We start from the raw sequence: 21,394 nt of genomic DNA on the forward strand, positions 1-21,394 counted from the left end.
CGTTTTTTTCCTAAAGGAACTGACTTTAATAAAATAACAATTGAACAGCTTAAACAAGCTCAATTAGCTTTAAACAACAGACCTAGAAAGGTTTTAGGATACAAAACACCAGGAGAAATTATGAACCAAGAAATCAATAATTATGCAGCATAAAACAAGCCAATTTCGGAAATAACTTTTGGCTCTTGAAAAAGCCAAAAAAAGTTATTCTGAAATTATGCAAAATTGAAATAAAAAACTAAATTTGATATATTAACTAATTATTGACCTTGTTGCATTAAGGTCTTGAATCCGCCCAGGTGTTGCTCCGATAGAACTTTTAATTTCCAGAGCTGTTCTACCGAAAATAATTCGCTTAAATCCGTTTTCAATTCCATATTCCGTCATGTTGTACAACATATTCAAATACAACATATTTTCTTTTTGAATGTGATCATTATAACCTAAGAAATAGGTTTCAAGAGTTTCATCATTTAGTAACAAAGTATGAAAACCTACTAACTCTTCATTAAGAAAATAACCAAAAATTTGGAATCGATTACCACATTGTCCTTTTAAGGTAGAAAAGTGATTTTTTGACAAGAAAAATGTATTGAAAGGTGCATTTTTAGCTACATAATGATACAAATCATATATCTTCTCTTCGTTTCGAAGCACTTCTTCGTAAGAAAGATTCTTCATTTGAATGCCATCGAATTTTTTACGAGCTCTTTTAAATTGGTCGCGGTATTTTTTGGAAAGTGCAGCTACATAATCGTCTAAGGATTTCCAATTTTCATCCAAATAGAAAATCATATTCGGTTGTGTATTGAATTCGTAAATGTTTGAAAAACGGTACTTTTTCAACTCTACCGAACAATGGTCATAAAAATCTTTGAAGGAAACTAAGTGAATTGAAATTCCTTTTTTCTTGAAGTACAACGTGATTTCATCGGCACTTTGTAAAAGAATTTCACTTATGTGATTGAAGTCGATTTCTTTTGAAAACACATAGCCATTTTGACCTGTAATCATGTTATTCCCTAGAAATAAAGTGTGAGAAGCAAAATTCTTAAAGATAAAATTACGAACTGCGATTTTTAACGATTTATCGCGCTCTCCAAAAGATTCTAATTTATTCAAATCTAAATATTGCGCCAAAGAAACACCTATAAGTTCTGAATTTTCAAAAATTCCAATATAAAAACACTCCATATTTATAGGAGCCGAACGCTCAAGTACAGATAGATAAGATGTTTGCAGAAAAACATTGCTCTGAGCCACAGTGTCCCAAAGTGCTGGTAATTCCTTAACTGAATTGTATATTTTAAATGAAATTTCCTCCAATGTAAAAGTAAAATCGCTCCACAAAAGTAGAGCGATTCCTATATAATTAAATGTTAAAATTTATTTTATTTCCAGCCACAAATGATAGCTCCCATTAAGGTCATTACAACAATCCAATAACCAGAAGTTACAGCTGCGTATTTAAATGATTTTTGTTCGAACAAACAATTCGTAGCCACCACTGGTAAAGCAATAAATAATCCAGCCATGAATCCATGCAAAGCACCATGCTTAAAAGTTCTGAAGGCATCTTGATAATCTGCCATAAAAGCTGCATAAGACGGCAATGCTTTTGTTTCATCTCCTCCAACCATTCCTAAAGCACCGAATTGATGAATCGTTATTGGCATCATTATAAAAGCTAACATAAAGGCAAATACAAATGTTAATCCGAAGATTTTTGCCATATTTCCTTGTTTGGCTTTTTCCTCAGTCATCCCGATTTCATTCATCCAAATCGTTCCGAATACTTTAGGATTATACCACACAAATCCAACGACAAAACTTGAGAGTGCTGCCACTAAAACAGCTAAAAAATTAATTTCCATAATTGATATAGTTTTTTTGGTTAGTATATCAAAAGTAGGGATATTTTTTAACAATTGTTTATTCTGCAACTATTTTGCTTGCACTGCGATATAAGAACTCATTATAAATGTGTCTTCTTGCAAAACGACTTGGAGACTCAGCATTTACCATTTTAATGTACGTTACTTTTGGCACGCTGAAATATTCGTAGTTACTTCCATCTAAAAATGAAATATACAACACACCGTTATCCATATAAAAATCTTGGATATTTACAGTTGAAGTAATTTTTTGATAAACTTCTTTGTTTTTCTCTTGAGTTTCAGGAGCAATACTAACCAAAAAATGGTATGCCTCAATAATATTTTTACTTCTTTCTTCAGCAGCTAAACGCTCCACTGGATCAGCAATAGTATCAGGATGATCTTCCTTCATGCTATTTCTGTAAATGGTTTTTAATTCTTTCAGCGTAGCTGTTTTAGTAACATCAAGTAACTTTCTGTACTCGGCAATTTTCTTTGGATTCATAATTTTTAAAAATAAAGGTGCAAAAGTAGTGTTTTATTATTGAATTTCGCAAGAAAAACAAAAACAATCACAATCATAATCATTTGTTAATGAATTAATTGCATAAAAAAAAGCTCCACATTTCTGTGAAGCTTAGTAGCGGGAACAGGACTCGAACCTGTGACCTTCGGGTTATGAGCCCGACGAGCTGCCTACTGCTCTATCCCGCGATGTACGGTTGTAATTGAATAAATTCTTAGTAGCGGGAACAGGACTCGAACCTGTGACCTTCGGGTTATGAGCCCGACGAGCTGCCTACTGCTCTATCCCGCGATTTGTGAGTGCAAAGGTACACTCTTTATTTAAAATTACAAGACTTTTTTAAAAATAATGTTTTCTTTCTGCTATTTCAGGCGTTATCACTACCTTTGTACCCATAAATATATTGAAATGGAGCACAGAGCAGGTTATGTAAATATCATTGGAAATCCGAATGTAGGGAAATCAACTCTTATGAATGCGTTTGTAGGGGAACGTCTTTCTATTATTACATCGAAAGCACAAACTACGAGACACCGTATTTTAGGAATTGTAAATGGAGATGATTTTCAAGTTTTATTTTCAGATACGCCTGGAATTATAAAACCAGCGTATGAATTACAAAATTCGATGATGGATTTTGTGAAATCGGCTTTTGAAGATGCTGATATTTTGGTTTATATGGTAGAGATTGGCGAAAAAGAATTAAAAGACGAAGCGTTTTTTAATAAAATTATCCATTCTAAGATTCCGGTTTTATTATTATTGAATAAAATTGACAAATCGAACCAAGAACAATTGGAAGAACAAATGCAATTGTGGAAAGATAAAGTGCCAAATGCTGAAATCTATCCCATTTCTGCTTTAGAAAACTTTAATGTCCAAACTGTTTTTGATCGCATTATCGAATTACTTCCAGTTTCTCCAGCGTTTTATCCAAAAGATGCTTTGACAGATAAACCAGAGCGTTTCTTTGTTAACGAAACCATTCGTGAAAAAATCTTATTGAATTACGACAAAGAAATTCCGTATGCCGTAGAAATTGAAACGGAAGAATTTATTGAAGACGACAACATTATTAGAATTCGTGCCGTAATTATGGTAGAACGCGATACGCAAAAAGGAATTATCATCGGTCACAAAGGTGCTGCTTTGAAGAAAGTTGGGATTCAAGCAAGAGAAGATTTAGAGAAATTCTTTGGAAAACAAATTCACTTAGCTACTTACGTTAAAGTAAATAAAGATTGGAGAAGCAACGAACGTCAGTTGAGACGTTTTGGATATAATCAAAAATAAATAGAAAAGCCTGATAAGTATATCAGGCTTTCTTTTTAAAAATGAATGAAGATTTCGTTTTCTATTGTATGAATTTTAGGCTCCATTTTAAAAGCTTCCACTATATTTTCTTTAGATAAAACTTCTGATTTATTCCCAGATGCAATTACTTTTCCTTGACTAAGCAGCATAATTTTATCGGCAAATTTAGCTGTCAAATTCAAATCGTGCAAAACACCAATAATTACCATGTTATTCTCTTTTGCTAATTCTTGCATTTTGTACATAAAACTATATTGAAAGTGGACATCTAGAAATGTTAGAGGTTCATCTAAAATTAAATAGCGTGTTTTATTTTCTTCGGAAAACCAGATTTGAGCTAAAACTCGGGCAAAATGAACCCGTTGCATCTCGCCTCCACTTAAAGTCAAGTAATTCCTATCAACAAAATTTTCTAATTCAAAAAACTGAATCGCTTCACTACAAGCTCGTTTGTCTTTTTCAGATGGATAATTGCTAAAATGCGGATATCTTCCCATCATTACAATATCACGAACGGTTAACGGAAAATTCAACTTACTATTTTGAGATAAAACAGCTCTTACTTTAGCCAATTCTGAAATGGATAAAACCTCAGCATCATAATCAACTGTCCCTTTTTGATTTAATTTTAATTGACCACAAATTGACTTTATGAAAGTTGATTTTCCAGCGCCATTTGGACCAATGATTAGCGTTATTTTACCCGCTTCAAATGTTTCTGAAATATTTTCTAGAATTACTTTATTGGCAATAGCAACCGATAAATTTTTAGTTGTAAGCATATTAAAAAAAGTAATTGGATTTTCGTAATAAAATAATAAACACTGGAACTCCAACAAATGAGGTTACAATTCCAATTGGTAATTCCGCCGGACTTAATAATAATCGTGCAACCAAATCGGCAAAGCAAAGAAAAATGGCACCAAATAGCGAACCGAAAATAATGAGTTTTCGGATATCGGAACCACTAATCATTCTTATAATATGAGGCACAATTAATCCCACAAAACCAATAACTCCTACAAATGATGTAGCCACCGAAACCATAATAACATTAATTATTAAAACTTGATATTTTAAGAGATTCACATTGATTCCTAAATAGCTTGCTTCATCGGCTCCAAGAATTAGGGCATTTAATTTCTTCCCTAAAAAATAAGACAAAATTAAACCAGAAATAGAAAAAAAAGCCACCATTTCTACCGCTTGCCAATTGGCTCCTGAAAGTGTTCCTAAATTCCAAAATGTAATAGAACGTGCTTGCGGATCACGAGCAATGTAGGATAAAAATCCGATTCCGCTTAAAAACAAAGCATTTACAGCAACTCCTATTAGCAACAAAACCGTTACTGAATTGTTGTTTCCGTTTATTTTGGATAACGAAAAAACCAAGAATGTTCCAATTATTCCACCGATACAAGCGATTAAGGGCAACGAAATATTGTTAGTTGCAAAAGCAAAAGTATTTCCCAACACAATAAAAAAGGAAGCTCCAAAAGCAGCTCCGCTAGAAGTTCCTATTAAGCCAGGTTCTACAATTGGGTTTCTAAATAAGGTTTGAACTAAAATTCCGCCAACGGCTAATGTAGCACCAACTAAAATACTTAATACTGATCTTGGCAATCTTATATCAATAAAAATGCGTTCGTTCAAAGTTGTAAATTCATTTCCATTGAAGAAATTAGAAAACGAGGAAAAAATCTCATCAAGTGAAATTTTCACTGCTCCTAATCCTATGGATAATAAGAAAACCACAACTAGCAATAATAGTAGTGTAATCAATAAAAAGCTATCTCGTTTTGTAAAAAACATTATTGATGAATTAATTTTTGAATCAGTTGTATGTTTTGACCTGTTCTTGGACCTAAATACACCAAATCGTGTTCTTCTATTCTGTAAATTTTCTTGTCTTTGTAGGCTTTTGTACTTGAAACTCCAGGAAGTACTCCTATTTTTTCATAAGAACCACCCAGTTTATCATAACCAAAATCGGTAATTAAAATAACATCTGGATTTGCAGCAGCTACTAATTCTGGAGAAAGATGTTTCATTCCTTTTTCTTCATCTATAGCAATTTCACCACCAGCCCATTCGATCATTTTACCACCCGTACTATTTCTAGTCATAACTAAATATACATTTGAAGCTTGTCCATAATGTATAACCAAAACTCTCATTTTTTTTGTGAAAGCGTTTGTTTTTTTAATTGCTTCATCAAATTCATTTTTCAAAGTAATGCAGATAGAATCGGCCGCTTTTTCTCTTTTAAAGTAGCGTCCCATTTCATGAATTAACGAATCAGTTCCTGCAATGGTTTGTTCATACTTCCCAAATTGTTTCATAGGAACTTTAAGTTTCTTCAATTGATCAACCACGGTTTCAGGACCAATATTATCATCTTCAATCACAATAGTTGGTTTGCTCGCCAAAATGGCTTCCAAACTCAATGCTCTATGATAACCAACAGTTGGTAGTTCTTTTAATTCTGCTGGATAAGTACTTGACACATCAACGGCAACTAAATCTTTTTGAGCACCTAATGCGTAAATAATTTCATTGTATTGCTTTGCAATGCAAACAATTCTTGTTGTAATTTCTTGCTTTTTGTCTTCTTTCGAAAATCTATCACAACTTATAACAACAAGTAACACTACTAAGTATTTTATAGCTTTCATATTATGAAATTTAAGAGCGGCATAAAACCGCTCTTTTATTAATTAGAATGTATATTTTAAGTTTAATCCACCAAAGAAAGTTGCATTATAAGGCGCTGGTAAATAAGCATCTGGCAACTGGTTATTGAATACCATTTGGTAATATTGTGTGTTTGTAATGTTATTTATCCCAAGACTTGCATCTAATGATAAGTTATTTACAATTTTTCTTTGGTAACCTAACTTAGCATTTAACAAATTATAACTTTTGGTTTCATAATGAACCCTATTAGGATCTGTTGTTGCAGTAGGCACATAACTGTAAAAAACCGCATCTCTGTAATTATAGGTCACATTTCCATAAAAACCATATTTAAACATAAAATCAAAACCGGAGTTAAATACAACCGGAGGAGTTCCTAATACTTTTTCACCTGAAAAATCAAATGCTATATTGTACGTTCTTTGAAAAACATAATCTTTATATTTAAAATCTGAATATGTTACGTTTGCGAAAGGAGTTACATTTTTAACGAATCCAGTTTCTGATTTGATTAATTCATATTTTACATTAATTTCTATTCCTTTATGAACTTGCTCTCCAGCATTAACAATGTAAGAATATAAAGTTGCCGTATTTGTAGCATTTGGAACCGCTACAGAAGTCATTTTATCTTTAAAATTTGTTTGAAAAAGGGCAACTTCATAAGTAAATCTATTATTTAATAAATTTCCCTTAGACCCTATCTCGAATTGAGTCCCAACTTCTGCTTTTAAATCTTTATTAACTTCTCCTGTAAAAGGAATATAAAAATAAGAACTAACAGGTGCTTTATACCCTTTATTATAAGAAGTGTATAATGAAACTTTTTTATTAAAAACTTTGTTAATAGCAAATTTAGGCGAAATCATATTTTTATATGAAGTTCTAAATGTAGTTGGCATGTAAGTACTAGGCGTGTTATTAGCTGCAACATAAACTCTATCTTGTAATTCAATACCCATATAACTGCTTCCAACACCTGCAGTAAGAGAAAAGTCTTTTGGCATATTCAATGTCCATTCTGTAAACAAGCTATTTGTTTTAGAAATACTGTACTTGTTACTTCTTTGATTTCCTATTACATTATAAGCATCAGGATCTACACCATTAGCAACCATAGCATAAGCAATAGTTTGAGAATTTTGCTGTTGCAATTCAGCCCCTGTAATACCTGAAAGTTTAAGCGAAGTTCCTAAGTCGAAATTTGTATTAAATGATGTTCTAAAACCATAATTTAATGCTGTTCTATCCGTCCAACCTCCTGCAGAACTTGCGTCGCTTACAATTCCAGTTCCAAAAACAGTTAGCGTATTTCCTATGTTTTTATTAAATTGGTAATCATGATTTAAACCTCCTCTAAAACTAACAACATGAGAATGTGCATCATTCTTAATGTAAGCAGGGTTTCCAGAATAATCAAAATCTTCATATTGCTCTCGCGTTAATTCTCCGTTTCTTTGATCATAACTATCGCTGTATCCTAAATAAGCATTGATTTTTTGTTTCTCACTTAGTGAAGTATTTCCAAAAATATTTACAAAATCTTTACTTGAAGCCGTATGTTTCATAAAACCATCGTAAGTTTGGTTTCCATAATTAATCAACATTGATCCATTTTTCCCTCCTATCTGAGCTTGTGTTGTTACTCTTTTTAATCCGTAACTTCCAAACAATGTATTTTGTGTTAAAGAAATTTTTTCTAGCTCTGGCTGTATTGTTTTTAAGTTTACAACACCTGCTATGGCTAAACCATATAATGAACCTGAAGGCCCTTTAACGATTTCCACATTACCGATGGATGCAAAATCAATATCATCTAATACCGTTATTCCTTCTGCATCTGTTACTGGAATATTGTTTAAATAAACTTTAGTCCCTTGGGTATCAAAATTACTATTTGAACCATTTGTTCCTCTTACCCCATTTCCGTAGCCACGAATATTAAATTGTTGGCCTCCAGAAACCGTTCTTTTTTGCATATTTACACCTGGTGCATTTGTATTAATTGCATCATCTAAAAACAACCCCGTATTTCTATTCAATTCTTTTTTATCCAATTTTGATATGGATTGTGGTTGACTTAGAATTGACTTGTTTGAATTTGATGTAGCTGTAACTTCTACTTCTTTTAAGTAATTAATTTTTGCTACAGAATCATTTTTTGTGTCTTGACTATAAACCATAGTCGATGTAACGATAGCTAAAAGAGCTATCATTTTATTTAATAATTTCATTTTATTTTTAATTTAAATTAAATAACAAGAATATTTAGATGCGTTTTAAAAAGCATCTAATCAACATAAATTGAAAAAATTAAATAAAATCGGGAGGTGGAACAATTATAGATAAATAAACTTCTTTTATGTAAATGAAGTTAAATGGTGTTTTTTTCAAAGATTCCTTTTTAAGAGACTTTGAAATGTAATATCGTGTTTTATTCAAACAAGCGATCTTGGTTTTGAAGATACTTTTCCCCTTAGAAGACTGACTTTTCTTTTGAATGTTTTTGATTTTCAAAGCAAAGTTTTTCTCTTTTTTGTCTTTAAAAAGTTTTAGTTTAACAAAATCACCTTCAAAAGTCTCCTCTAAAATATCATAAAGTTCATCCTCAATAACAATTTCAAGATCATCAATTTTCATTAAATAATAATCTTTTTTAGCAATTGTTTTTGTGACAATTAAATGAGGGTTTTTATTAGATTCAGCAATTTTTTTAAAAATTTTATGCGAAAAAGTAGCAAAATAGAACATCCCTACTGATTGAAGTAGTATAAATACAGCTAAAAACAATGTGATGTATTTTTTATTCAAAATAGGGGCTAGTTAATTGACCTCCAAATGTATTAAATTAATTTCTTAAAAAAGAAATCTTTTTAATTCTTAACTTAAAACCTTATGCATCAAATCTTCTAATTCATGCATTTGTGGAACACCTTGCTCTCTGTTTAATCGCGCCATAAAATAGAGTGAAAACCAAAAAACAACCATTATACCCATAATGCTAAAATCTAAAACCGTGGATTGTTTTAGCGACCAATGCGTGTAAGCCATCATAGCAAAAACCAAAAACAATCCTGCAATGATAAAATGTAAAAACATAAAAAGCGTCCACAACAATTGCTCGGGTCCAAACAAGCCTTTTACTGTGGTTTTATCTTCGTTTGCTTCTAATTCCAAATGTAAAAAAGGTGAATAGTATTTTCGTTTTTCTTTACTGAAATAAAAATACAAATGTTCGTCTATGATTTTGATTTGGTAATCCGACTTTAATTCAGACTTTAACGTTTTTGCTCTTTCTAAAATTTCCGCAACACTTTTTTTTGATTCCACTTCAAATTTAGGACGAAGTGCGATGCTTTTTTCGGGTTCCATACACTTGGGATTTGTGCGAATATATAAATTTTTAACAAATGTTGAATAAAATTTTCAGTTTAGCCCAGATAAGAATGAAAACCCCGCAAATTTTATAACTATTTTTTCTTTTTATTAGAGTTGCGACCTTAGAAGCTACTCTAATAAATTTAGAAAAAAAGACGTAAAATTGTGGAGTTGTAATGGATAGCTGGAAAAAGCTCCAAAAAAAATCGTACTTTTGCCGATTCAAAATAAGATTATGAACAATATTGTTGCCATTGTAGGAAGACCAAATGTTGGAAAATCCACATTTTTTAACCGTTTAATTCAGCGAAGAGAAGCCATTGTTGACTCGGTAAGCGGTGTTACGCGTGATAGAAATTATGGAAAAAGTGAGTGGAACGGAAAAGAATTTTCGGTAATTGATACCGGAGGTTATGTAAAAGGTTCGGATGATATTTTTGAAGGAGAAATTCGTCGTCAAGTAGAATTAGCTATTGACGAGGCGGATGCTATTGTTTTTGTGGTAGATGTTGAGGAAGGCATAACTCCAATGGATGAAGAAGTAGCGAAATTGCTTCGTAAAGTTAAAAAACCTATACTTTTAGTTGTTAATAAAGTAGACAACGCCATGCGTGAAAAAGACGCTGTGGAGTTCTATAATTTAGGATTAGGTGAATATTTCACCATTTCAGGAATGAGCGGAAGCGGAACTGGGGAATTATTAGATAAAATCGTAGAGGTTTTACCTGAATTGCCAGAAGCGATAGAAGAAGAAAATCCGTTACCAAGATTTTGTGTTGTAGGAAGACCAAATGCTGGAAAATCATCATTCATCAACGCTTTAATTGGTGAAGATCGATTTGTAGTAACCGATATTGCAGGAACTACTCGTGATGCGATTGACACGAAATACAACCGTTTTGGATTTGAATTCAACTTAGTAGATACGGCTGGAATTAGACGTAAAGCAAAAGTAAAAGAAGATTTAGAATTTTACTCGGTAATGCGTTCGGTAAGAGCAATTGAGCACAGTGATGTGTGTTTATTGGTTATTGATGCGACTCGCGGATTTGAAGGACAAGATCAAAGTATTTTTTGGTTGGCAGAGAAAAACCGTAAAGGAATCGTAATCTTAGTGAACAAATGGGATTTGGTTGAAAAAGACACTATGTCAACAAGAGATTACGAAAGAAAAATTAGAGAAGAAATTGCTCCTTTTACTGATGTGCCGATTTTATTTATCTCAGCTTTAACGAAACAACGTTTATTAAAAGCGTTAGAAACTGCGGTTGAAGTTTTTGAAAATAGAAAACAACGTATTTCGACTTCGAAATTCAATGAGTTGATGTTACCAATTATTGAAGCAACTCCTCCACCAGCATTAAAAGGAAAATACATCAAGATTAAATATTGTATGCAGTTGCCAACACCAACGCCTCAGTTTGTGTTTTTTGCGAACTTACCACAATATGTAAAAGACCCGTACAAACGTTTTATTGAAAATAAATTGAGAGAAAACTACAATTTTAGTGGTGTTCCAATTGATATTTATTTCAGACAGAAATAGTAAAAAACCGAAGTTAACGCTTCGGTTTTTTTATGTTCTTTGTTAAATTTTTCGTAAGAAAATTTTTAGTTACACAATAAATATTTTATTTCGTAGTTTATAACAACTTAAAACAAACTTCACTTTTTTATGCGAAATAATTTTTTATTAGCCTTATTATTGCTGGCTACCTCGGCCATTTTTTCTCAAAACACTATTTCATTAAAAGGAAAAATAATTGATAAGAATAGTACTCTCCCTTTAGAATCTGCAACCATTTATTTAAAAACTGTAAAAGATTCAACTGTTGTAGATTACACCATTTCAGATAAAAATGGGAATTTTGAAATCAAAACCAAGAAGAATGAAAGTCCAATTTATTTTAAAATATCCTACATTGGTTATACCGATTACACTGAAAAATTAGACAATTTAAGCAAAGACAAAGATTTTGGCTTCATTAAATTGACTGAAAATGTAAGCACTTTAAACGAGGTTGTAGTTCAATCAGAAGCTCCACCTATTACAATTAAAAGCGATACATTGGAATTTAACGCTTCATCATTTAAAGTTAGACCCGATGCTAATGTAGAAGCGCTTTTAAAACAACTTCCTGGTGTTGAAATTGACGAAGAAGGTAAAATTACTGTCAACGGAAAAGAAGTAAACAATATTTTAGTTAACGGAAAACCTTTCTTTGGAAAAGACGGGAAAATTGCAACACAAAATTTACCTGCTGAAATAATTAGTAAAGTTCAAGTCACTGACACCAAAACGAAAGAGCAAGAATTATCAGGACAAAACGCAACTTCAGACGAAAAGACCATTAATTTAACCATTCAAGAAGATAAAAACAAAGGTGTTTTTGGTAAAGCTAATGTTGGTTATGGAACAGATGAACGATATGAATCGAGTTTACTTTTTAATTATTTCAAGGATACGCAAAAAATAAGTGTCTTAGGCTCGTCAAATAACATCAACTCTATAGGCTTTTCAATGGATGAGATTTTTGACAACATGGGTGGCGGAAGAAATCGTTCCATTTGGGTAAACGACAATGGTAGTTTTGGGATTAATGGAATGCAATTTGGAGGTAATAACGGAATTACGCAATCTAATATGCTAGGTGTGAATTTTGCAGATGAATGGGCAAAAAAGAAAATCAATCCAAACGGAAGTTACTATTATTCAAACGCAGAAACCAACAATAAAAATCGAACCAATAGAATCAATTTGCTTCCTACGGGCAACACAAACACACTTGCCGAATCTACATCAAAATCGATTACAGATGGACATAACATTGCTGCAGATTTTGAAATAAAATTAGATTCTACTTCAACCCTATACATTAGCCCAAGTTTTTCTAAAAGCGATATTAAAAATCGTAATTCAGGTTTTGATACCACATTTGATGATACTGGAGCAGCTCTTAATCAAAACACAAGTGATAATAATTCTTCAAGTCAAAACAATACTTTTAAAAACAATATTTATTTCTACAAAGGATTAAAGAAAAAAGGAAGAGGAATTAGTGCATCCATAAATAATGAAAACAACAAAAATGATTCTGAATTAATTACTAAAACTACGACAACCTTTTTTCAATCTGGCAACTCTGATGACGATAGAAATCAATTTAGGATTGATGCTTCTAAAAAAGATAATTTTAAAGCAAAAATTGGATATTCAGAGCCATTAAGAGATTCACTTATTTTTAATTTTGAAGTTTTTTACGATTATAAAAAGGCTAAAGATTTAAGAACTACTTATGATTTTGATAATGGATTCAACACATACTCCATTTACAACGATTTGCTTTCAAATACTATAACTTCAACAACATCTTCGGTAACTCCAATGGTTGGAATTAGTTTGCAAAAGAAGAAAATTAGAGGTAGCCTTTCTATGGGAACTGAAATAATTAATTTTAACAACCAATCTACTTATTTAAACAACACCACTAAAGTCAATAAAAGCTATATGTATCCTAATATGAATGGATATATAAGTATAACATTGGGTAAATCAAAATCGCTTTATAGTTACTATTCTTATGAAGTAAATTTACCTAGTGCTAATCAAATTTTACCCTTTCAAAATTTAGGCAATCCGTTAAACACATTCATAGGAAATGCAGATTTAAAACCAAATGAAAATTATTCATTTTATGCCAACTTTAATAATTATGATTATGCATCGAAAAGTGGTTTTTATGCGTACTCAGGAGGCGATTATAATGTTAATCAAATTGTAGCTTCTACTACTTATGATAGCGACTTTAAAGCAACCACAACTTATCAAAATATAGACAAAGCTTACAACACCTATATTGGTTTTAGTTTAAACAAATCGCTAAAGAAAGAAAAAAGAACGTTTAAATATGGTTTTGGAATGCAATTGGGTTATAATTACGATCAAGGATTGACCAATTCAGAATTATTTGAATCTAAAGGATTGACATTAAATCCAAGAGCTAATTTATCATGGTCAATTGATGAAATGATTACGATTAGCCCATCGTATAGATACACCTATATTACCAATGATTATACCAACTATATTATAGATAACACTAAAAACTTTAAGCACAGTGCGAAGTTAGAAATAACAAGTTATTGGCCTAAAAAAGTGGTACTAGGAAGTGATTTTGGCTATAATTACAACTCCAATATTGCTGCTGGATTTCAAAAAGATTTCTACTTATGGAACTTGAGTTTAGGATACAACTTTTTTGAAAACAAACTATTAGCAAAAGTAAAAGTTTATGATGTTCTAAACCAAAATATTAGTGCAACACGAACCATTACACCTACTGCCATTAGAGATATGGAAAACACTGTTTTACAACAATATGCTATGTTTTCTTTAACCTACAAATTAGATAAATTTGGAGGCAAGAAAAAAGATGGAGGTTTAATAATTATGAATTAAACAAAAAAACTCGTTAGCAATACTAACGAGTTTTTTGTTTTTCAAGTACAAGCTCAAAAATCAAGTACAAGTTTATTTTCGCTTTGCTCAAAGTAAGCCTAGTTCGTAGGAGATTCCTCTTTCATCGGAATGACAAAGTCTTGGAATTTAATTTTAAACTACCAACTTCCGCCAGCGCCACCACCTGAGAAACCGCCACCGCCGAAGCCACCGCCAAATCCTCCTGATGAACCTCCACCGAAACTTCCACCACCAAAACCACCGTTTCCTCTTCCGAGACTACTAAGAATGATTATATCGCCTAAATCTAAACCACTGCCACCTCTATAATTTCCTCCTCCTTTGTTTCCTCTGGAAGCTAAAACGATTAGAATAATAATAAATATAACAATCAAGATAAAAGGCAAAGGATTACTCGATTCTTTTCTAGAACCTTTGTATTTTCCTTTTAAAACTTCAAAAATCGCATCGGCACCTTTATCTAAACCGTTGTAATAACTTCCAGCTTTGAACTCGGGAATAATGATGTTTCGAATAAGTTCTCCATTGATACCTGCAGTCAGTCTATCTTCAACTCCATATCCTGGTGCAATCCAAATTTCTCTGTCGTTTTTAGAAAGTAAAATCAGAATTCCATTATCCTCTTTTTCTTGACCAATCCCCCACTCTTGTGCCCATCTTGGAGTCAAAAGCCCTATAGATTCTCCTTTTAAATCATCAATGGTAATAACTACAATTTGAGTCGTAGTCGAATCGGAATAGCGAACCAATTTATTCTCTAATTCTTTTTCTTCTGTCGGGTTTAAAACATCGGCATAATCGTAAACACTTGTTTGAAAACTAGGTTTTTTCGGAATATCAAACTGTGCATGAGCCATCAATCCGCTTAAAGCTAATACAAATAAAAATAACTTTTTCATATTAACTTCTTGAGATTTCGTTAGACAATTCGTTAGTATCATCTGATTGATAAGGGAAATATTTTTTCAATCTCTCGCCTGCTCTAAGAATTCCTTCTACTAAGCCTTTCTTGAAGTTGCCTTCCTTAAAATTCGCAATTACAACATCTTTAGTACAATCCCAAAAATCAGATTCTACTACTTTATTAATGCCTTCATCACCAATGATAGCAAACTTTTTATCGGCTACACCAACATAAAAAAGCACTCCGTTTCGCTCTTGTGTTTCGTGCATGTGGAGTTCAAAAAAAACCTCCTGAGCTCGGTCAAGAGGTGATTTTTCTGTATGTTCTTCTAAATGCACTCTGATTTCTCCCGAAGTGTTTTTTTCCGCTTCAATAATCGCCTGAACAATGTCTTGTTCGTCTGCTTTTGATAAGAAATCTTCTGTTTTAGACATTATTTTTTCTCGTTATTAAAGTCAAATTCTACGTCAACTGGTTTTTCAGCACCTGCAACAGCATCAAAATATGGTTTTTCTTTGTAGTTTCCTAAGAACATTGAATTAGGGAACACCAAAATGTAGTTGTTGTATTTTTGAACCGCTTCGTTAAAACGCGTTCTTGCTGTTAAAATTTGATTTTCTGTACTAGCCAATTCATCTTGTAATTTCAAGAAGTTTTGATTTGCTTTTAAATCTGGATATTGTTCCACAGTAACCAATAATCTTGACAAAGAACTATTTAAGTTTCCTTGTGCTTGATTAAATTGTGTTAATTGTTCAGGTGTCATATTCGTTGGATCAATTTTTACTGAAGTTGCTTCAGAACGTGCTTTAATTACGGCTTCTAAAGTAGATTTTTCAAAATCAGCAGAACCTTGAACCGTTTTAACTAAATTTCCAATAAGGTCATTTCTTCTTTGGTACGACGTTTCTACATTTCCCCATTCTTTATTTACTTCCTGATTAACACGAACAGCTCCGTTTTTGATACTAAAAAACCAAAATACAAGGACTAATAATAATCCACCACCGATAATAAAAGGCAAAAATTTTCTCATCATTTTTTTAAGTTTTAAAAGTTTAATTTATTGTTTATAGTTGATTTTTAATGGTATTCAATTGTGCTTTAATCGTTTCTAACTTGCTGATAATTTCAAATTTATCTAGCGTTTTTTTCTGACCTTCTTTCAAATGCGTTTTGGCTCCTTCTAAGGTAAATCCGCGCTCTTTTACCAAATGATAAATCAATTGCAAATTCTTTACATCTTCTGGTGTAAACATGCGATTCCCTTTTGCGTTTTTCTTTGGTTTTAGAATATCAAATTCTTTATCCCAAAAACGAATCAAGGAAGCATTTACATTAAAAGCCTTAGCGATTTCGCCAATGCTGTAATATCTTTTATTTGGTGCTAATTCTAAATGCATTTTTCAAATTCAAGTTCAAATTCAATTACAAGTTCAAATTCAATTACAAGTTCAAGTTCAAGTTCAAAACTTCTGAAATCGTTAATCCAGCGATTGGTTTTCTTGGTTCGCTAATTTTGAAATTTCTATATATTCTTTTGCTGAAATACTTCCGTAATAGAAATTCAGCGGATTTACGCGTTCGCTTCCTTTGAAAACTTCATAGTGCAAATGCGGTGCCTGACTTCTTCCTGTACTTCCCACATAACCAATAATATCACCACGTTTCACTCTTTGACCTGGTCGGCAATTGTATTTACTTAAATGCGCATACAAGGTTTTGTAGCCATAACCGTGATTAATTTCAATATGATTCCCATAACCTGATAACGATGCATCTGCTTTATATACAACTCCATCACCTGTAGCGTAAATTGGTGTTCCGGTTCTTGCTGTAAAATCCATTCCGTAATGGAATTTTCTAATTTTCGTAAATGGATCACTTCGATAACCATAACCTGAAGCCATTTGTTTCAAGTCTTCATTTTTAACCGGTTGAATTGCAGGAATAGCGGCTAATAATTTCTCTTTTTGCTTGGCCAAAGCCACAATTTCATCCAACGATTTCGACTGAATTACCAACTCTTTCGTTAAAATATCCACGCGTTTTGTCGTGTTTTCCATTAACTCTGAATTATTGAAACCTTGTAAATCTTTGTAACGGTTAACGCCTCCAAAACCTGCTTTTCGTTCTTCTTCAGAAATAGGAGTCGTATTAAAATATATTCTGTAAATATTGTTGTCTCTATTTTCAATCGCTTCCAAAACATCGTCCATCAAATCCAACTTTTTATTCAAAACGGTGTAATTTAATTTTAAAGCTTCAATTTCTCTTGCCTGAATTTTATCTTTTGGTGTTTCGAAATAACTCGTATTTATCAATAGTAGAAAAATTAAAAAACCAAACAACGCCGAAGACACCAAAAACAACACAACATAGCCAAACTTCTTCCTTTTTCTTGTCTGAATGCGCTTGTATGCTAAATTTTCTGAATCGTAATAATATTTTACCTTCGACATATATGAAAATATACTATTTTTGTGCCAAATTTATTGGTTGACATAGGTTATACGAACAAATTTAAGAAATGTTTCATTCTTTAGCTATTTTATTTTTAGTTGGGCTATTTTTTTGGACATTTACTTTCGTTTCCGCATCACAATAAACAAATAAAAACAGATCTAAATTATTGATAATGAAATCGCAAGACATTCGTAAAGCATACCTGAATTTTTTTGAATCAAAAGGGCATTTAATTGTTCCTTCTGCGCCAATCGTTTTAAAAGACGATCCAACCTTGATGTTCAACAACTCGGGAATGGCCCAATTCAAAGAATATTTCTTAGGCAATGGAACTCCAAAAAGTCCAAGAATTGCCGATACGCAAAAATGTCTTCGTGTTTCTGGAAAACACAATGATTTGGAAGATGTAGGTTTTGATACTTATCACCACACCATGTTTGAAATGCTTGGAAACTGGTCGTTTGGCGATTATTTCAAGAAAGAAGCCTTAGCTTGGGCTTGGGAATTTCTTACTGAAGTATTAAAGTTAGACAAAGACCGTTTATACGTTTCTGTTTTTGAAGGAAATCCAGCAGAGAACGTTCCGTTTGACCAAGAAGCATTTGATATTTGGAAACAATACGTTTCGGAAGACCGCATCATTTTAGGAAATAAAAAAGATAACTTCTGGGAAATGGGCGACCAAGGTCCGTGTGGTCCATGTTCGGAAATTCATATCGATTTGAGAACCGATGCAGAACGTGCAACTGTTTCAGGGAGAGATTTAGTAAATGCTGATCATCCACAAGTAGTGGAAATTTGGAACAACGTATTTATGGAATTCAACCGAAAAGCTGATGGTTCGCTAGAAAAATTACCAGCACAACACGTAGATACCGGAATGGGATTTGAGCGTTTGTGTATGGCAATGCAAAACGTGACTTCGAATTATGATACGGATGTTTTCACTCCGCTTATCGCGAAAGTTGAAGAAATTACAGGATTAAAATACACTTCAAACGAAGTTAAAAACATATCAAAAGAACAAAACAAAACTAATATTGCGATTCGTGTAATTGTAGACCACGTTCGTGCGGTAGCTTTTGCTATTGCTGATGGACAATTACCTTCAAATACAGGTGCTGGTTATGTAATTCGTAGAATTTTACGTCGTGCGATTCGTTACGGATTTACGTTTTTAGGAACGAAAGAACCTTTCATCAATAAATTGGTGGAAGTTTTAGCGAATCAAATGGGCGAATTTTTCCCTGAGATTAAATCGCAACAACAACTGGTTACCAATGTAATTCGCGAAGAAGAAGCTTCTTTCTTAAGAACTTTGGAACAAGGATTACAATTATTGGATAAAGTAGTTGCTGAAACATCTGGAAAAGAAGTTTCGGGTGAAAAAGTATTCGAATTGTACGATACATTTGGTTTCCCAAAAGACTTAACTGCTTTGATTTTAAAAGAAAAAGGCTATTCGTTTAACGAAACTGAATTTGAAACCGAATTACAAAAACAAAAAGCTCGTTCTCGCGCAGCTTCTGAAGTAACTACTGATGACTGGAAAGTTTTAATTGACGGAAATGTGGAAACATTCATTGGTTATGACCAAACGGAAAACAACGTTAAAATCACTAGAATTCGTAAAGTAGATTCTAAAAAAGATGGTGTTTTATACCAAATTGTTTTAGATGCAACCCCGTTCTATCCAGAAGGTGGTGGACAAGTAGGTGATAAAGGAACCTTAGTTTCGGCAAACGAAACCATCGAAATTATTGATACTAAAAAAGAAAACAACTTAATATTACATTTCGCAAAACAACTTCCTGAAAATATTGAAGCTGGATTTGTAGCAAAAGTAAATACCGATTTAAGAACTTCGACTTCTAAAAATCACTCAGCTACGCATTTGATGCATTTGGCTTTGAGAAGCATTTTAGGAACACATGTAGAACAAAAAGGTTCGTTAGTAAATCCAAATTACTTACGTTTTGACTTTTCGCATTTCTCTAAAGTTTCAGAGGATGAATTACGTCAAGTTGAAGCAAGTGTGAATCAACAAATTGAAGCGCAATTACAATTGGTAGAACACAGAAATATCCCAATCAAAGAAGCATTAGACAAAGGTGCAATGGCATTATTTGGAGAGAAATATGGCGACAACGTTCGTATGATTGAATTTGGAGATAGTAAAGAATTATGTGGAGGAATTCACGTAAAAAACACCGCTGATATTTGGCATTTCAAAATTGTTTCAGAAGGTGCTGTTGCGGCTGGAATTCGTCGTATTGAGGCGATTACTGGTGATGCGGTGAAAGATTTTTATAAAAATCAAGAAGACACTTTAGCGGAAATAAAAGAAGTATTGAAAAACCCACAAGATGTTTTAAAATCGGTGGCTTCATTACAAGATGACAATGCGAAATTGAAAAAACAATTGGAGCAATTAGTTAAAGAAAAAATCGAAGGATTAAAAAATACTTTAATTAACGATTTCCAAGAAGTAAACGGAATCCAATTTTTGGCTAAACAAGTAGATTTATCTATGAGTTCGACTAAAGATTTAGCACAAGCTATTGGAACTTCAAAACCAAATGCGTTTGTGTTTTTAGCTTCGGTTGAAGATAATGCTCCAAATATTCATTGCTACATTTCAAAAGAATTAGTAGCTGAAAAAGGATTAAACGCTGGAAACGTCATCAGAGAATTAGGAAAACTAATCGATGGAAACGGTGGCGGACAACCATTCTTCGCTTCAGGAAAAGGGAAAAATGTAGTTGGAATTAAAGAGGCGTTGGAGAAAGCGGTTGAATTTGTTAAATAACAATTCTAATGTTTTGTCATCCTGGACTCGTTTCAGGATCTTTAATAACTTATATTAATGAGATGCTGAAACGAGTTCAGCAAGACAATAATTCTTCTTATTACAAATGCCGATAAATAAAATTTTGTCGGTATTTTTTTATAAAAAAATTTGGAAAATCGTTTTTTTTTTTTTGATTTGTATAAATTTAACTAATTGTATTCCAATGAAAAAACTACTTTATCTTTTTGCTTTTTTAATGGTTGTTTTGAGTTCTTGTACTAGTGACAACGATGATACCTCTTCACCTGTTTTACTAACACGTTATGTAGAAACATTAGAAGATGGTTCAACTTTTACTATGAATTTTAATTATAATGGTAATAAACTTTTGGGTTCGACTGGTGATTTCAACTCATCTACAACTGTAACTTACACAGGAAATTTAATTACTAAAATTGAATATTTCAGAGCAGGAACACTAACACAAGAAAACATATATCAATACAACAGTAATGATAAATTAATAAATTCTAAAAGAAATGAATATTCATCAAGTGGCAACTACGGAACAAGCGTTGACTATACTTATAATACAGATGGAACTGTAAGTTTTTCTAAGTATAGTGGAGATTTAGACATTCCTCTTACATTGTCATCTGAAGGGTATTTTACTTTTGATTCCCAAGGCAGAGTTACTTCCGTAATTCATGATAATGGATACGAAGAAACATTCACTTATGATACTAAAAACTCTCCTTACAAGAATATTTTAGGAATGGACAAATTACCTTTTGAAATGGATTATGCCAATAATTTTGTTAATAATTTCTTAAGTAGAAATGATACTTATTCAGGATCAGATTTTACTTTAACTTACAATTCAAGTGATTACTTAATCTCTGAAATAGAAGATGATGGTGAAGAAATAACAACAACTCAATATTATTACAATAATTAAAAA

Annotated in this window: 19 protein-coding genes, 2 tRNA genes and 1 pseudogene; 6 read left to right on the top strand and 16 right to left on the bottom strand. The window is 32.4% G+C overall.

What is annotated here, in order from left to right; genetic code table 11:
- Positions 1–153 (top strand): annotated as a pseudogene (locus tag BP92_RS17515) (IS30 family transposase); the annotation flags it as partial.
- 99 nt (positions 154–252) lie between these two features.
- Here the strand turns inward: BP92_RS17515 and BP92_RS15535 are convergent.
- The 5 genes from BP92_RS15535 to BP92_RS0100030 all read right to left on the bottom strand — a co-directional run bounded on the left by BP92_RS15535 (position 253) and on the right by BP92_RS0100030 (position 2,694).
- Complete coding sequence (locus BP92_RS15535) at positions 253–1,326, bottom strand: GNAT family N-acetyltransferase (protein ID WP_150111833.1); 1,074 nt, start codon at positions 1,324–1,326, stop codon at positions 253–255.
- Between the two features lie 65 nt (positions 1,327–1,391).
- Positions 1,392–1,874, bottom strand: a complete 483-nt coding sequence (locus tag BP92_RS0100015) for a DUF1761 domain-containing protein (RefSeq protein ID WP_026724149.1) — start codon at positions 1,872–1,874, stop codon at positions 1,392–1,394.
- Positions 1,875–1,932: 58 nt separating this feature from the next.
- Positions 1,933–2,382: a KTSC domain-containing protein gene (locus tag BP92_RS0100020; protein WP_026724150.1), complete on the bottom strand. Its 450-nt coding sequence runs from the start codon at positions 2,380–2,382 to the stop codon at positions 1,933–1,935.
- 136 nt (positions 2,383–2,518) lie between these two features.
- Positions 2,519–2,591 (bottom strand) — tRNA-Met (locus BP92_RS0100025).
- Positions 2,592–2,621: 30 nt separating this feature from the next.
- Positions 2,622–2,694 (bottom strand) — tRNA-Met (locus BP92_RS0100030).
- Positions 2,695–2,811: 117 nt separating this feature from the next.
- On the opposite strand from BP92_RS0100030, the gene era reads away from it, so the two are divergent.
- The gene (gene era / locus BP92_RS0100035) at positions 2,812–3,696 is read left to right on the top strand and encodes a GTPase Era (RefSeq protein WP_026724151.1); all 885 of its coding nucleotides are present in this window, start codon (positions 2,812–2,814) and stop codon (positions 3,694–3,696) included.
- 35 nt (positions 3,697–3,731) lie between these two features.
- On the opposite strand, the gene BP92_RS0100040 is transcribed toward era, so the two are convergent.
- From BP92_RS0100040 to BP92_RS0100065, 6 genes are all read right to left on the bottom strand, one after another.
- Complete coding sequence (locus BP92_RS0100040; RefSeq protein WP_026724152.1) at positions 3,732–4,499, bottom strand: heme ABC transporter ATP-binding protein; 768 nt, start codon at positions 4,497–4,499, stop codon at positions 3,732–3,734.
- A 1-nt stretch (position 4,500) separates the two neighbouring features.
- Entirely contained in the window at positions 4,501–5,529 is a 1,029-nt protein-coding gene (locus BP92_RS0100045; RefSeq protein ID WP_026724153.1) for a FecCD family ABC transporter permease, read from the bottom strand.
- On the bottom strand, positions 5,529–6,392 hold the full coding sequence (locus tag BP92_RS0100050; RefSeq protein ID WP_026724154.1) for a heme/hemin ABC transporter substrate-binding protein: 864 nt from the start codon (positions 6,390–6,392) through the stop codon (positions 5,529–5,531). The genes BP92_RS0100045 and BP92_RS0100050 overlap by 1 nt, the downstream gene beginning before the upstream one ends.
- Positions 6,393–6,434: 42 nt before the next feature.
- Positions 6,435–8,648 carry a TonB-dependent receptor gene (locus tag BP92_RS0100055; RefSeq protein WP_026724155.1) on the bottom strand — a complete coding sequence of 738 codons (2,214 nt, stop codon included), beginning with the start codon at positions 8,646–8,648 and terminating at the stop codon, positions 6,435–6,437.
- A 79-nt stretch (positions 8,649–8,727) separates the two neighbouring features.
- Positions 8,728–9,225 carry a hypothetical protein gene (locus BP92_RS0100060; protein WP_150111834.1) on the bottom strand — a complete coding sequence of 166 codons (498 nt, stop codon included), beginning with the start codon at positions 9,223–9,225 and terminating at the stop codon, positions 8,728–8,730.
- Positions 9,226–9,294: 69 nt separating this feature from the next.
- The gene (locus BP92_RS0100065) at positions 9,295–9,786 is read right to left on the bottom strand and encodes a hypothetical protein (protein WP_026724157.1); all 492 of its coding nucleotides are present in this window, start codon (positions 9,784–9,786) and stop codon (positions 9,295–9,297) included.
- 241 nt (positions 9,787–10,027) lie between these two features.
- Here BP92_RS0100065 and der point away from each other — a divergent pair, with 241 nt between their 5' ends.
- Positions 10,028–11,338, top strand: coding sequence for a ribosome biogenesis GTPase Der (gene der / locus BP92_RS0100070; RefSeq protein ID WP_026724158.1), 1,311 nt, complete (start codon positions 10,028–10,030; stop codon positions 11,336–11,338).
- A gap of 129 nt (positions 11,339–11,467) precedes the next feature.
- A complete protein-coding gene (locus BP92_RS0100075) occupies positions 11,468–14,251 on the top strand; it encodes an outer membrane beta-barrel protein (RefSeq protein ID WP_026724159.1) in 2,784 nt (927 codons plus the stop codon).
- Between the two features lie 158 nt (positions 14,252–14,409).
- Here BP92_RS0100075 and BP92_RS0100080 read toward each other — a convergent pair whose 3' ends face one another.
- From BP92_RS0100080 to BP92_RS0100100, 5 genes are all read right to left on the bottom strand, one after another.
- Positions 14,410–15,171 carry a TPM domain-containing protein gene (locus BP92_RS0100080; RefSeq protein ID WP_026724160.1) on the bottom strand — a complete coding sequence of 254 codons (762 nt, stop codon included), beginning with the start codon at positions 15,169–15,171 and terminating at the stop codon, positions 14,410–14,412.
- Between the two features lies 1 nt (position 15,172).
- Positions 15,173–15,610: a TPM domain-containing protein gene (locus BP92_RS0100085; RefSeq protein WP_026724161.1), complete on the bottom strand. Its 438-nt coding sequence runs from the start codon at positions 15,608–15,610 to the stop codon at positions 15,173–15,175.
- A complete protein-coding gene (locus BP92_RS0100090; RefSeq protein ID WP_026724162.1) occupies positions 15,610–16,212 on the bottom strand; it encodes a LemA family protein in 603 nt (200 codons plus the stop codon). The genes BP92_RS0100085 and BP92_RS0100090 overlap by 1 nt, the downstream gene beginning before the upstream one ends.
- A 34-nt stretch (positions 16,213–16,246) precedes the next feature.
- Positions 16,247–16,579 (bottom strand): MerR family transcriptional regulator, encoded by a 333-nt coding sequence (locus tag BP92_RS0100095; RefSeq protein WP_026724163.1) that lies wholly within the window; start codon positions 16,577–16,579, stop codon positions 16,247–16,249.
- A gap of 81 nt (positions 16,580–16,660) precedes the next feature.
- Positions 16,661–17,638 carry a M23 family metallopeptidase gene (locus BP92_RS0100100; protein ID WP_026724164.1) on the bottom strand — a complete coding sequence of 326 codons (978 nt, stop codon included), beginning with the start codon at positions 17,636–17,638 and terminating at the stop codon, positions 16,661–16,663.
- 176 nt (positions 17,639–17,814) lie between these two features.
- Between BP92_RS0100100 and alaS the strand changes: the two genes are divergently transcribed.
- Both alaS and BP92_RS0100115 read left to right on the top strand, forming a co-directional pair.
- Positions 17,815–20,451, top strand: coding sequence for an alanine--tRNA ligase (gene alaS / locus BP92_RS0100110; protein ID WP_026724165.1), 2,637 nt, complete (start codon positions 17,815–17,817; stop codon positions 20,449–20,451).
- A gap of 205 nt (positions 20,452–20,656) precedes the next feature.
- The gene (locus tag BP92_RS0100115) at positions 20,657–21,391 is read left to right on the top strand and encodes a hypothetical protein (protein WP_026724166.1); all 735 of its coding nucleotides are present in this window, start codon (positions 20,657–20,659) and stop codon (positions 21,389–21,391) included.
- Positions 21,392–21,394: the final 3 nt, after the last annotated feature.

Source organism: Flavobacterium sasangense DSM 21067, from assembly GCF_000686885.1.
Classification (GTDB): Bacteria; Bacteroidota; Bacteroidia; order Flavobacteriales; family Flavobacteriaceae; genus Flavobacterium; species Flavobacterium sasangense.

Coding starts and splice junctions, on each gene's coding strand:
- BP92_RS0100015 (WP_026724149.1), bottom strand. CDS start 1,874: ATGGAAATTAATTTTTTAGCTGTTTTAGTGGCAGCACTCTCAAGTTTT.
- BP92_RS0100020 (WP_026724150.1), bottom strand. CDS start 2,382: ATGAATCCAAAGAAAATTGCCGAGTACAGAAAGTTACTTGATGTTACT.
- era (WP_026724151.1), top strand. CDS start 2,812: ATGGAGCACAGAGCAGGTTATGTAAATATCATTGGAAATCCGAATGTA.
- BP92_RS0100040 (WP_026724152.1), bottom strand. CDS start 4,499: ATGCTTACAACTAAAAATTTATCGGTTGCTATTGCCAATAAAGTAATT.
- BP92_RS0100045 (WP_026724153.1), bottom strand. CDS start 5,529: ATGTTTTTTACAAAACGAGATAGCTTTTTATTGATTACACTACTATTA.
- BP92_RS0100050 (WP_026724154.1), bottom strand. CDS start 6,392: ATGAAAGCTATAAAATACTTAGTAGTGTTACTTGTTGTTATAAGTTGT.
- BP92_RS0100055 (WP_026724155.1), bottom strand. CDS start 8,648: ATGAAATTATTAAATAAAATGATAGCTCTTTTAGCTATCGTTACATCG.
- BP92_RS0100065 (WP_026724157.1), bottom strand. CDS start 9,786: ATGGAACCCGAAAAAAGCATCGCACTTCGTCCTAAATTTGAAGTGGAA.
- der (WP_026724158.1), top strand. CDS start 10,028: ATGAACAATATTGTTGCCATTGTAGGAAGACCAAATGTTGGAAAATCC.
- BP92_RS0100075 (WP_026724159.1), top strand. CDS start 11,468: ATGCGAAATAATTTTTTATTAGCCTTATTATTGCTGGCTACCTCGGCC.
- BP92_RS0100080 (WP_026724160.1), bottom strand. CDS start 15,171: ATGAAAAAGTTATTTTTATTTGTATTAGCTTTAAGCGGATTGATGGCT.
- BP92_RS0100085 (WP_026724161.1), bottom strand. CDS start 15,610: ATGTCTAAAACAGAAGATTTCTTATCAAAAGCAGACGAACAAGACATT.
- BP92_RS0100090 (WP_026724162.1), bottom strand. CDS start 16,212: ATGAGAAAATTTTTGCCTTTTATTATCGGTGGTGGATTATTATTAGTC.
- BP92_RS0100095 (WP_026724163.1), bottom strand. CDS start 16,579: ATGCATTTAGAATTAGCACCAAATAAAAGATATTACAGCATTGGCGAA.
- BP92_RS0100100 (WP_026724164.1), bottom strand. CDS start 17,638: ATGTCGAAGGTAAAATATTATTACGATTCAGAAAATTTAGCATACAAG.
- alaS (WP_026724165.1), top strand. CDS start 17,815: ATGAAATCGCAAGACATTCGTAAAGCATACCTGAATTTTTTTGAATCA.
- BP92_RS0100115 (WP_026724166.1), top strand. CDS start 20,657: ATGAAAAAACTACTTTATCTTTTTGCTTTTTTAATGGTTGTTTTGAGT.